The organism is Kribbella sp. NPDC051620 (genome assembly GCF_044453825.1).
In the GTDB taxonomy this organism is placed as follows: domain Bacteria; phylum Actinomycetota; class Actinomycetes; order Propionibacteriales; family Kribbellaceae; genus Kribbella.
The window spans coordinates 432,858-445,103 of record NZ_JBITDB010000005.1 but is presented as its reverse complement, the minus strand read 5'-3'; the positions used below and the strand labels follow the sequence as shown (position 1 = coordinate 445,103).

Annotated in this window: 10 protein-coding genes; 3 read left to right on the top strand and 7 right to left on the bottom strand. The window is 67.9% G+C overall.

The window, feature by feature from the left end; translation table 11 throughout:
• Genes ACIA12_RS26695 through ACIA12_RS26685 form a run of 3 tightly spaced genes read left to right on the top strand, consistent with a single transcriptional unit; the run spans window position 1 to window position 2,734 of the window.
• Entirely contained in the window at window positions 1–957 is a 957-nt protein-coding gene (locus ACIA12_RS26695; protein ID WP_396369811.1) for a GlxA family transcriptional regulator, read from the top strand.
• Window positions 954–1,481: a GrpB family protein gene (locus tag ACIA12_RS26690; RefSeq protein ID WP_396369810.1), complete on the top strand. Its 528-nt coding sequence runs from the start codon at window positions 954–956 to the stop codon at window positions 1,479–1,481. The genes ACIA12_RS26695 and ACIA12_RS26690 overlap by 4 nt, the downstream gene beginning before the upstream one ends.
• Before the next feature lie 53 nt (window positions 1,482–1,534).
• Complete coding sequence (locus ACIA12_RS26685) at window positions 1,535–2,734, top strand: cytochrome P450 (protein ID WP_396369809.1); 1,200 nt, start codon at window positions 1,535–1,537, stop codon at window positions 2,732–2,734.
• Between the two features lie 49 nt (window positions 2,735–2,783).
• Here the strand turns inward: ACIA12_RS26685 and ACIA12_RS26680 are convergent, their stop codons facing one another.
• The 7 genes from ACIA12_RS26680 to ACIA12_RS26650 form a co-directional block, all read right to left on the bottom strand.
• Window positions 2,784–4,469, bottom strand: a complete 1,686-nt coding sequence (locus tag ACIA12_RS26680; RefSeq protein ID WP_396369808.1) for a hypothetical protein — start codon at window positions 4,467–4,469, stop codon at window positions 2,784–2,786.
• 210 nt (window positions 4,470–4,679) lie between these two features.
• Window positions 4,680–5,591 (bottom strand): PmoA family protein, encoded by a 912-nt coding sequence (locus tag ACIA12_RS26675; RefSeq protein WP_396369807.1) that lies wholly within the window; start codon window positions 5,589–5,591, stop codon window positions 4,680–4,682.
• The gene (locus ACIA12_RS26670) at window positions 5,588–6,688 is read right to left on the bottom strand and encodes a Gfo/Idh/MocA family protein (protein ID WP_396370427.1); all 1,101 of its coding nucleotides are present in this window, start codon (window positions 6,686–6,688) and stop codon (window positions 5,588–5,590) included. The genes ACIA12_RS26675 and ACIA12_RS26670 overlap by 4 nt, the downstream gene beginning before the upstream one ends.
• A gap of 20 nt (window positions 6,689–6,708) precedes the next feature.
• Window positions 6,709–8,013, bottom strand: coding sequence for an ABC transporter substrate-binding protein (locus ACIA12_RS26665; protein WP_396369806.1), 1,305 nt, complete (start codon window positions 8,011–8,013; stop codon window positions 6,709–6,711).
• A gap of 21 nt (window positions 8,014–8,034) precedes the next feature.
• Window positions 8,035–8,919 (bottom strand): carbohydrate ABC transporter permease, encoded by an 885-nt coding sequence (locus tag ACIA12_RS26660; RefSeq protein WP_396369805.1) that lies wholly within the window; start codon window positions 8,917–8,919, stop codon window positions 8,035–8,037.
• Window positions 8,909–9,868 carry a carbohydrate ABC transporter permease gene (locus ACIA12_RS26655; protein ID WP_396369804.1) on the bottom strand — a complete coding sequence of 320 codons (960 nt, stop codon included), beginning with the start codon at window positions 9,866–9,868 and terminating at the stop codon, window positions 8,909–8,911. The genes ACIA12_RS26660 and ACIA12_RS26655 overlap by 11 nt, the downstream gene beginning before the upstream one ends.
• A 223-nt stretch (window positions 9,869–10,091) precedes the next feature.
• Window positions 10,092–12,224: a hypothetical protein gene (locus tag ACIA12_RS26650; RefSeq protein ID WP_396369803.1), complete on the bottom strand. Its 2,133-nt coding sequence runs from the start codon at window positions 12,222–12,224 to the stop codon at window positions 10,092–10,094.
• Window positions 12,225–12,246 lie beyond the last annotated feature (22 nt).

Here is a 12,246-nt window from a genome sequence, read left to right as displayed (position 1 = left end):
ATGCAGATCGTCGCCGTGCTGGCCATCGAAGGCGCTGTCGCGCTGGAGGTGGCCGGCGCGTGTCAGGTGTTCGCGGCCGCCTATGACCCGGTGAGCGGGGAGCCGCTGTACGACGTACGGGTGTGCGGCGACCAGGCCGGTACTACGGTGCGCGCGCACCGGGTCGAGATCTTCCGGGCGCACGCGCCGTACAGCTTCGAGCAGGCGTTGGAGGCTGACACGGTCATCGTGCCGGCGGCGTACCCGGCCTCGGCCGAGGTGGTCGCGCTCGTGCGGGAGGCGCATCGGCGAGGGATCCGGATCGCGTCGATCTGCACCGGTGCGTTCACGTTGGCGGCGGCCGGACTGCTCGATGGGCGGATGGCCGCGACGCATTGGGCGCATGCGGAGCGGCTCGCTCGTGAGTATCCGCAGGTCGAGGTGGCGACCGATGTGCTCTACCTCGACGACGGCGATCTGCTGACCTCGGCCGGCGTGACGGCCGGGCTCGACCTCTGCCTTCACCTGGTACGCCGGGACCATGGGTCGGCGGTCGCGGCCAATGTGGCACGGCGGCTGGTGATGGCTCCGCATCGCGATGGCGGCCAGGCGCAGTTCATCACTGCGCCGACCGTCGCCGGTGAAGGATCGTTGGAGCCGGTGACGCGCTGGATGCAGGAGCACCTCGCCGAGCCGCTGTCGCTCGCCTCGATCGCCGCCCACGCCTCGATGAGCACCCGCACGCTGAGCCGTCAGTTCCGTGCGCAGACCGGCAGTACTCCGCTCCAGTGGCTCATCCGCCTGCGCATCAACCGCGCACAGGAACTCCTCGAGACCACCGACCTCACCATCGACCAGATCGCCACCTCCTGCGGCTTCGGCAGCCCACTCCTGCTCCGCCAGCACTTCGCCAAAACCCTGTCGACGACCCCAACGGCATACCGGCGGACCTTCGCCCCGATTACCCTGCCCGGGTGACGATTCTGGCGGAGTACGACGAGGCGTGGGCTGCGCGGTACGAAGCGTTGGCGGCGAAGCTGCGGGAGGCCTTCGGGGACACCGTGACCGAGCTGGAGCACATCGGCAGTACGGCGGTACCGGGCCTGGTCGCGAAACCCGTCATCGACATCGCCGCCCGGGCGGTCTCGCTGGAAGTTGCCTCGGGCAAGGATCTGGAGCTCGCGGACCTCGGCTTCCAGCACGAGCCGGCCGGCCCGCCCGGCCGTCGCACCTACACACGCGTGGTCGACGGCATCCTCACCAGCAACCTGCACGTCTTCCCCGCCGACGCCTGGGACACCCTCAACCAGCGCATCCTCCGCGACCACCTCCGCGCCACCCCCGAGGCCGTCCGCCGGTACTCCGAACTGAAACGCCGACTCGCCACCGAAGGACTGTCCGGCTTCGACTACACCACCGCCAAGACCACCCTGATCCAGGAGCTGACCGACGACGCCCGCCGCCTCCGCGGCCTGCCATCGGTACCGGTCTGGGAGACCTGACGACCCGCTGGCCGGGGAGCGAAGGGTTACCTAACTCGCCTAGGGTCGACGGTATGACGGAACCGGTACTCGATATCCCGTTCGCGGATGCGTTCCAGTTCGATCCTTCGCCGACGTTCGCCGAGTTGCGCGAAGGGCGGCCGGTGGCGCGGGTGCGGACGCTGGCGGGGGCCGAGGTCTGGCTGGTGACCCGGTACGACGACGTGCGGATGGTGCTCGCCGATCCACGGTTCTCCCGCGCGGCGGTCGTCAAGCAGGGCGCCCCGAGAGTCGCGCTGGCCAAGCCGATGCCGAACAGCCTGACCACGACCGACCCGCCCGAGCACACCCGGCTGCGCAAGCTGGTGTCTACGACGTTCGCGCACCGTCGGATCGAGCGCACCCGCCCTTGGGTCGCGGAGCTGTCGGCGCAACTGGCCGATGACGTCGCGAAGGCCGGCGACGGTGCCGACATCCGGAAGCTCGTCGCGCTGCCGTTGCCGATCCAGGTGATCTGTCAGCTGCTCGGGGTCCCGTACGCCGATCGCGACCAGTTCCGCGAATGGACGGAACTCGGGTACAGCATGCGGATGGCGGAGAAGGATCTCGTCGAGCAGGCGATGACGGAGCTGACGGCGTACATCGACGAGCTGGTCACCCGCAAGCTCGCGACCACCGACCGGCCCGCCGAGGACCTGCTCGACGAGCTTGTCCGGGCGCGGGAGGAAGGCGATCGGCTCAGCCACGACGAGCTGATCTCGTTCGGCGTCAACCTGCTGGTGGCCGGCCACGAGACGTCGGCGAACCAGATCTCGAGTTGCGTCGCGACCTTGCTGCGCTGGCCGGAGAACTGGGCCCGGTTGGTCGACAACCATGACCTTGTACCGTCCGCCGTCGAGGAGCTGCTGCGCTTCAACCGGTTCAGCGAGGTCGGCCAGTTGCGGGTGGCGGTTGAGGACGTCGAGCTGCACGGAGTACGGATCAAGGCGGGTGAGGGCGTGATGGCGGCGCTCAACTCCGCGAACCGGGATCCGCGCCAGTTCGAGAATCCCGACGAGTTGCAGCTCGATCGCCAAGACAACAAGCAACTGTCGTTCGGCTTCGGACCGCACTTCTGCCTCGGCGCGCAACTGGCCCGGATCGAGCTGCAGGAGTCGCTGCTCGCACTGCTGCGCCGCTTCCCGAGGATGAGCCTGGCCAAGCCGGCCGAAGAGCTCAAGTGGCGCCGAGTTCTGGTGAGCGGGCTGGCGGAGCTCCCGGTCAACCTCGGCTGAACAGCTGAAGGGGTGGCCCGCGAGGCCACCCCTTCAGCTACAAACCGAATCAGTTCTGTGAGTTGGCGACCAGCGTGAGGTTGCTGGTGCCGTTCTCCTTGTCGTACTCCGCGAGCAGGCGCGCGGCGTCCGACTCGGACGAGGCGATCGCGGAGGCGAGGGTCGCCGCGGTGCGCGGACGGTCCTCGGGCCAGTCGGACAGCAGCGCCCAGGCGCGCATCCGCTTCTTCTCCAGGTCGCCACCGGCACCGTTGGACTTCGGCCGCGGCGCCGCCGGACGGGACGGGGTCGTCCGTGCGGTCACCTCGCGAGCGATGACGGCCGGCTCCTCGACCTGCTGTGTGACGACCGGCTCGGGCTGAGTCTGCTCGACCACCGACGCGGCAGGCTTGGCTGCGCCGTTGCGGACGACCGCCTTCTTCTTCGGCGCTGCGCCGGCCGACTTGGCCGCTGCAGCGTTCGAGGTCGTGGCAGCCGAGTTGGCTACGGCAGCGTTCGGCGTCGCGGCGGCGGACCTGCCCGCCGCGGGCTTCGCCGTCTTGGCGGCTGCTCTCGGCTGGGCGGGGCGCTGGTCGACGGCAGGCGGCTGCTCGTCGACCGGGTGCTCAGCGAACGGGGACTCCGGACGCGGCTTGGCCACGACCGGCTGCGACGCCGCGACGGCTGCTGCCTCGGCCGCGGCAGCCTCCTCGATCACCTCGGCCTCGTCGGCTTCCTCGGTACTGCGGTCGTAGGGCAGGTAGTCGACCGCCATCAACTCGCCGGTCATCGCCTCACCCCACTGCTCGTCGTCGCGCAGCGGCACTCCGCCGGTCGGCCGGACCTGCTGGGCCGGCAACTGCTGAACCGGGATCTGCTGCACCGGTGGCGGCGTCGTGCCCTCGACGACCCACACGGCCGCGCGCAGATCGCCACGCTCCTCGGGCGCCGGCTCCGGCTCGGGTGGCGGCGGCGGTGAGATCGCCAGCGTCAGCTTGTTGGTGATGACCTCGTAGTTGATCCGGTCCTCGAGCATCCCGGCCAGCCGGTCGGCGTCGTAGGTCGTCTCGGCGATCTTCGCGAGCCGCTCGTCCTGGTGCTCGGAGCGGATGTACTCCGCAACGGTGCCGGCGATGGCGTCGCGGCGCGCGTTGTTGCGCCGCTGCACCCGGGCGGCCCGGATGCTCTCGTACAGACCGAGGCCGTGCTCGAGCGCGATCGAGCGCGCCGCCCAGGTGACCTTGGGCTCGCGGACCCACTGGACCACGCCGTAGACGGGTCCGGTGGTGGCCATCTGGCCGGCCTTGCGCAGCGCGTCGCGACGGCGCGCCGAGCTGTGGATCAGCCAGAGCACGTAGGCGAACGCGGACAGGCCGCCGAAGCCGAATGCCAGGAAGCGCTCCTCCGGCCGCCAGTGCCCGACGACGTTGAAGACGAGCGCGACGATCGCGGCGAACAGCGACATCGCCCGGTAGGCGTAGGCCTGCTCACCCTTGCGCCGGCGCAGGTCGGCAAGGGCGGCGGTGGCGACGCCACCGAGCTCGATGACCGCGACGGCCGGCGTGACCAGCGCGATCTTGAGGAACGGCGAGAAGCCCTCGTCCGGCCACGGGATGTGGGTGACGCCGGCCCAGACCTGACCCACGAGGGCGGCGGTGGCGGCGGTGGCGTAGAAGGCGTAGGCGACTTTGTCAGCACCGGTTAGGGGTACGTTGGCGAGCTCGCCAGTACTGGTGCTGGTGGTGTTCTCCTGCAAGACGTGGTCTCCTGACCGGTTTGGGCTCTCCGGCAGTTCGTCGGTGGTGGTGACAGCGATGCCATCCAGGTGGCTGGATGAGGCTACCGGTTCCCGGGCCCTTCAGGGGAGGCGATACCGGAAACGATTCTCTACCGCTACCCCTACCTCCCCCTCAAGCGATCACTTCACACCTGCTGGAAGCAGATCAGAACACGTCCTGACGGCAGCTCAGGCGGTGAGGGCCTTGGTCGCCTGGGTGGCCAGCAGCGCGGAGCGGGAGTCGTCGGAGGCTTCGTCGGCGACGATGGTGGCGTAGCGGAAGGTCAGGGTTTCGCCTGGGGTGAAGGGGAGTTCTTCGGAGAAGAAGGGGGCCGGGCAGACGGCGGCGAAGTCTTCGGAGCGGACGAACCATTCCGGCGGGTGGTTGGGGTTGTCGGAGGCGTCGACGATGATCAGGGTGGAGGCTCGGTCGACGCTGTCGTGTTTGCCGGAGAAACCCATCCAGGCCGCGCGCTGGCCGCGGAGTTCGTCGCCGCCGAGGCCTTGAGGCGCCAGCACCGTACCGCCGGTGAAGGACCGTGGTCCGCGCCAGAACAGGCCGCCGTACCCAGCGTTGGGCCGGCCGGCCGTCGTCGGGCTGCCGATCTGGACCGTCTCGCCGGAGACGTTCGTCATCGCCGTCTCGTAGACGAGCACCCAGCCGTCGTCGGCCAGCCGGGTGGTCAGCGTGCGCTGCTCGTCGACCACGTGGACGCCGTCCTGCCGATGCCACGACAGGTGATGTGAGAACCGGACGAGGTCGTCGGAGACGTCGAGCGCGTCGATCCGGTCGTGGTCCATCGAGCCGTTGTTGTCGAGTTGCTCATAACCATTCGCTGTCGAGAACGTCGGTCCACCCCAGAAGTTCTCATGTCCGAAGTGCGGCAAGGACCACGTCATGCCCTTGTGCCAGACGTGGTCGTGCGGCCGGAAGACTGATACCAGATCGCCCTCGAGAGTACGGATCGGGTGCAGGTACGGCCGCGGTGACTCCAGTTGCGGGTCGGTCGGCCGGTACACGTAGGTGAACAACTCGCGATCGGCCGCCGTGACCTGGATGGACCGGCCGATGGCGTGGTTGCAACCGAGGTTCTGCGTCATCTGTCGAAGCTCCGATTCTGTTGGTTGGCCCAGGGCACGCCGAGCTCACTGAACAACTGCTGCCGCTCGGCCGCCTGCTCGATCCACTTCTCGATCCCCGGTACTACGGGATGCCGCTCATCCCCATCCCCCATCCAACTGGCCGGCACCTCCCCGGGCGCCGGCGCCGACCGAACAGCGTCGAGCACCCGCATGAACGCCCCCGTCTCCTCCAGCGGCGCGATCAACGGCACTCCGTCGCGCCGATGATCGAGAAGGTTCTCCAGCAGGTCATCCCGCCCGTACTGCGTTGTGGTGCCGGCCACCTCGAGCTCGTCGGTCGTGTAGCGCAGTACCGCCTGGCCCTTCGACCCGTAGACAGTGACCTTGGGTGGTTCGTCGGCCGCGGCGCAGAGGGTGAACGCGGCAACGATCGTGGTGCCGCGCGTCGTCCGGATCCGAACCGTCGAGGTGTCGTCGGCCTCGATGTCGTTGGCATGAAAGAGCTCAGTCTCCACCCCGCTGACCTGATCGGCACGCCCCGATCCGTCGACCAGCAGGGCGGCCGCCACCGAATGGGCGAACGGATTCGTCACCACGCCATCGACCACCGGTACGCCGTCCAGCATCCGCCGCCCGGCCCACTTGGCTCGCTGCCAGTAGGCCTGTTTGCGCACCCAAGTGCCCGTCGCACCAATCCCCCGGATCTCACCTAAGTTGCCCTCAGCAACCATTGACCCGAGCGTCCGCACAGCACCGGATCCATGCGCCTGGAAGCCGACCTGACAACTCCGCCCGGTCTCGTCCAGCACCTGCAGCAGCCGCTCGAACTCCGCCATCGAGGCGAACGGCGGCTTCTCCAGCAACACATCGGCACCGGCCCGCAAGGCCAACTCCGCCAGCGATGCATGAGTGTGGATCGGAGTACTGAGCACAACAACATCAACCTGCTCAACACCCAGCAAAGCCGAAAGCTCCGAGTACACACGGATTTCAGAAGATAGTTGTTCTGTCGGTGGGCGGGGGTCGGCTAGTGCGACCAGGTGGCAGGCACCGGTCGCGGCTAGTTGGGCGGCTCGGCGTACGTGGGAGGTGCCGTGGCCGTGGATGCCTACCACAGCTACCCGTGGCACTGACACTATTTGAGCTCTCCGTTGATCTCGTCCAGCATCGCTTTCGCCGCCTTGTCCGGCGACTGCCGGCCGAACAGCACCTCGGTTGTGTACCGCTGGACGATCTTCTCCGCCTGCCCACCGCCGACCGGCGGCGCGGGCGACGGCTCACCGAGCTCCTTGCCGATGTCCTGGATGAACTTCGCGGACGTGGCATCGGCCGGCTGCAGCTTCGACGCCACCGCGGTCCGGATCTCGATGTTCGGCGGCACCCCACGCTCGGCGAGCAGGATGTTCCCTGCGGCACTCGCATTGGCCAGATAGTTCACGAACTCAGCCGCCGCCTTCTGCTGCTTGGTCCGCGACGAGATCGACCAGAACATGGAGCCCTTGTAGTACGAGCCGTTGTCGGCCGCCTTGCCGTCGACGCTCGGGATCCGGAGCAGCTTCATCTGCTGGCCGGACGCCTTGTCCATCGCCAGCAACTGGTTGCTCCAGATGAAGCCCATCGCCAGCTTGCCGGTCGCCATCATCGACTGGTCGAGCGCCGCGTTCAGGTCCTGCGAGACGGCCTCGGCCGGCGGCAGCGCCTTGGTGTCACGCAACTTCAGGACGTACTGCAAGAAGCCGGTCGCCTTGTCCTGGGAGACGCCGAGCTTGCCGTCCTTGGTCCACAGCGACTCGCCGTTCTGCCGGGCCCACAGGTTCAGCCCCGCCTCGTTCTGCCCGAGCGTGCCGGTCCCCCACGCCTTGCCGTTCAGCTTCGCGGAGAGCTCGGCGGAGATCCGCGCGTAGTCGTCCCAGGTCCACGTGGTGTCGTCAGGCAGCGCCACCCCGGCGGCCTTGAAGACGGCCGGGTTCGCGATCACGGCGAACGAGTTGATCCCGGCACTCAGCCCGTACAGTCCGCCGTCGAACTCGCCCGCCGCCAAGGTGTCCGGCTCGAACTTGCCGGTGTCGAGTCCGTCCGCCTTCTTCAGATCGAGCAGCGCGCCGCGGTCGGCGTACTCCCGCAGGTACTTCTCGTCCATCTGGATGATGTCGGGCGCGTTGTTGGCCGCGACCGTGGTGGCGAGCTTGTCCCAGTAGCCGGACCACTCGCCGAACTCACCCTTGATGGTGACGTCCGGGTGATCCTTCTGGTAAGCGTCGATGGCCTGCTGGGTCAGCTTGGTCCGGGTGTCCGATCCCCACCAGGTGAACCGGAGGGTGGTCTTGCCGCCTTCGGAGGAAGACGACGGGCCGCCGGAGTCACCGCCACAAGCACTGGCGGCCAGCAGGACTGTCGCGAGCGCGGCGGCGGCCACGGTCCGTGGGATGTGCAGCCTCATGATGTGCACCTTTCGGAGGGGTTACTTGATGCCGGTGGTCGCGATGCCCTTGATCAGGAACCGCTGACCGAGCAGGAAGGCGAGGAAGACCGGGACCAGGGAGACGACCGACATCGCGAACATCGACCCCCAGGACGTGCTCGTGGTGGCGTCGACGAACGAGCGCAGCGCGACCGGGACGGTGTACATCTTCGGATCGGTCAGGTAGATCAGCTGGCTGAAGAAGTCGTTCCAGGTCCAGATGAAGGTGAAGATCGCGGTGGTGGCCAGGGCCGGCACCATCAGCGGCAGGATCACCCGCAGGAAGATCCCGGCCCGGCCGCAGCCGTCGATCCGGGCCGCCTCGTCCAGCTCGCGCGGGATGCCGCGGATGAACTGGACCATCAAGAAGACGAAGAACGCGTCGGTGGCCAGCAGCTTCGGCACCACCAGCGGCAGGAACGTGTTGATCCAGCCGGCCTGCGAGAACAAGATGTACTGCGGCACGATCACCACATGGATCGGCAGCATGATGCTGAGCAGCATGATCGCGAACCAGAGCTTCTTCGCGGTGAACTCCAGCCGGGCGAAGGCGTAGGCCGCCATCGAGCAGGAGACCAGGTTGCCCAGGATCGCGCCGAGCACCACCACCGCGGAGTTCAGCAGGTACCGGGTGAACGGCTCGGTCAGGGCGTTCCAGCCGGCCCGGTAGTTCTCGATCCGCAGGTCCTTCACCAGGATGCCGGGATCGCGGAAGATCTCGTTGCCCGGCCGCAGTGAGCTGACCACCATCCAGATCACCGGATAGAGCATCACCAGGGCCGCGCCGGCCAGCACGACGTGGATCACCGCGGGCCGGACCCTGGCCCAGCTGAGGCCGGTCTGCCGCCGCGCGGACACGGTCGTTCGGAGCGTCTCAGTCGTCATAGAACACCCAGTACTTCGAAGCGAAGAAGTTGACGGCGGTGAAGACGCCGATGATCACCAGCAGGAACCACGCCATCGCGGAGGCGTAGCCCATGTCGAAATGGCCGAAGCCGCGGTCGTACAGGTAGAGCGTGAAGAACATCGTCGAGTCGGACGGGCCGCCGGTGCCGCCGGAGACGACGAACGCCTGGGTGAACGACTGGAACGCGTGGATGATCTGCAGCACCAGGTTGAAGAAGATGATCGGGGTGAGCAGCGGCAGCGTGATGCTGAAGAAGCGGCGCAGTACGCCGGCGCCGTCGACCGACGCGGCTTCGTAGTACATGGCGGGGATCTGGCGCAGGCCGGCCAGGAAGATCACCATCGGGGAGCCGAACGTCCAGACGTTGAGGACGACGAGGGTGCCGAGCGCGGTACTTGGGTCGGAGATCCAGCCCTTGCCGTCGATGCCGATCGTGGCGAGCGCCTGGTTGAGCAGGCCCTCGGTGCCGAACACCTGGCGCCACAGAACCGCAATCGCGACGCTGGAGCCGAGCAGGGACGGCAGGTAGAAGATCGACCGGTAGAAGGCCATGCCGCGGACGCCGCGATCCAGTACCACCGCCAGCAGCAGGACGATCGCGAGCTGGATCGGCACCGAGACGAAGACGTAGGTGAAGGTCACCCGGAGCGAGTTGTGCAGCCGCTCGTCGGACAGCATCCGGGTGAAGTTCTCCAGCCCGATCCACTGCGGCGCCTGGATCAGGTTGTAGTCGGTGAAGGCGAGATAGAGCGACGCGAGCATCGGGCCGATCGTGATCACGAACAGCCCGAGCAGCCACGGCGTCAGAAACAAATAAGCAGCGAGATTGTCTTTCTTGGATACCTTCCCCACCCCACCACCCCGGTCTGGCTTCTGCCCCGGCGGTTTCTTCCGCCCGAGCGTGCCCAGCTCACCCAGCGCGCTCATCTTTCTCGCCTCCAGCGTGCCTCGAGGTCAGTGGAAAGCGTTTGCCCAACCCGGCTGAAGTTAGTTGACCAAACCGGTTCAGACAAGACCTTTCCGCGATTTACCATGTCCGATTCCGGACGACCTCGAAGTCTTGACGCGGGCCCGTTTCCAGCTCCCCCTCTGCGGCGGCGAAGCCGACGGTCTGCGTCCGGGCCAGCTGGCCTGACGGGCTACCGCCGGCTCAGGACTGGATCTGGTAGCCGAACTGCAGCGTCAGGCCGGAGGCGGCGGTGGCGTTGGAGACGCGGAGTTGGAGGCGGACGGGGGCGGAGGTGCCGTCGATCGGGATCGGGGCGGCGAGTTTGGTGGTCTGGACTGTGGTGGTTGCGTCGATCGATGCGGTGCCGGCCGGAGTGCCGTTCGCCTCCAGCCGGACGTTGCAGGTACCGGCGGCGAGTGAGCGGGCGACGCGGGTCACCCGGATCGGGCGGCCGTCGACGTACAAGAGGTCGGTGAAGTCGTAGACGCCATCGGTCACCGCCGAGGGGATGCGCAGGGTGAGCCAGCCGTCGGTCTGCTCGACCCCCTTGTTTCCGGTGAATCTCGCGGCGGCGTACGCCTGGTACGGCCCGGCGTTGTTGCCGGTGAGATCGTTGCTGGCAGCAAGTACGTCGGTACTGCGGTTGACGATCCCGTACTCCTGCCGGTTGACGCCGTCCGCGAGCCCGCCGATCACGTTGCCGGTGATCACGACGCGGCTCGCGGTCGAGCGCAGGTTGATGCCGGATCCGTTGCGGAACACGAGGCCGCCCGAGGTCCACGCATGCGCGAGGCTCGCACCCACCAGGTCGAACGAGGTCGCGCTGACCACGGCGATCGGCCACGCCGCGTTCAGCTCGGTCGCACCGCCGACCTCCTGCAACGTGACCCGGTCGTCGGTCTCCCACGTGTGCGGGGCCGCGGTGGTGATCCGGACTCCGGCCGCGGACGCGGCGATGCCGGTGATCTGCTGGGCGAAGGACGGATGCGCCATCCGGCCGTTGTTGCCGATCAGGCAACCGGTGACGGTGATCCGGCTGGATGCGAGATCGAGCCCGTGCCGGCCGCAACCGCGGATCACCGAGTTCGCGAACGTCGCGCTGCCGGTGAAGACCGGCCCGACCCGGACCGCGTCCTCGGCGTTGTCGGCCGAGATGTAGGTGTTGATGAACTGCGCCTGAGCACCCGCCTCCAGCAACACCGGTACGCCGTGACCGTTCTCGAACCCACCACCCTCGAAGTACAGGAACTTCGGCAGCCCCGCGCCGGTGGTGTTGCGCATCCAGATCCCGTGCCGACCGAACAGGATCGCCGTCGCGATGAACTTGATCGAACCGCCCTGACCGTCGATCACCACGTTGTCGACCCCGGGGTTGGCGGTACCGGCGGCGACGGCGCACTGGACGAACTCGACCGGATCCGCCCGGGACACGTCGTTCTGGCCGTTCAGCAGGATGACCTGCTGGCCGGTGAACCCGTTCCAGACGCAGTTGCGGAAGCGGACCGTGTTGGCGCTGCGCAGGATCACGCCGTTGTAGCCGTCCATGAACCGGCAGTCCGACAGCGAGATCAGGTAGTTGCCCATCTCCCCTTCTCGCTGGGTGCGGATCATCGCACCGCCGGTCAGGTTCTCGCCGTGCATCTGGAGGTCCCGGAACCCGCCGCCGTGGACACCGGACAGGACGAACCCGTCGGCGGCGCCGGTGGCGAGCAGGATCTGGGTGCCGGAGCTGAACTCGTCGCTGGCACCGGCGCCGGCGAAGATCACCGGGACCCGGGTGACCGTGATCGTGTTCTCGAGCCGGACGACGCCGGGGCCGATGGTGATCGTCCCACCACCAGGAAGGGCGTTCACCGCCTTCTGCAGCCGGCCGGAGTCGTTCGTCGTACCCGCGCCCGTGACGCCGTACCAGGACAGCTCGATCTCGTTGCTCTGCGGCCGTTTCCAGCGCCCGGTGGCCGTACCGGCGACGGCGAAGACCAGACCGTCGTCGTCGGGTTCGGTGGCGTCGGCGTCCCAGTGGACGACGCCGCCGCCGAGACCGGGCCGGTCGGCGTAGTAGCCGAGCAGGAGGAGTTGCTCGCCGTCGGCCGTGCCTGGGGTGGCGCGCAGGTCGGCGACGCTGGTCACGACGCCGGAAGCGGCGACTTCGAGCGGCTTCTTCCCGGCAGCGTGCGCCGGTTGAGCGGCGACGGCGGTGGCCAGGCCGGTGACGCCGAGGACGGAGAGCGCGCGGCGGCTCAGCAAGCCGCGGCGGGACTCTTCGGCGGGCAAGGCCGAGCTGGGACTTTCGTCGGCGGGCAGGGCAGAGCTGGGTCTTTGGTCGGAAGGCATGGCGGACCTTTCTCGGAGGGCT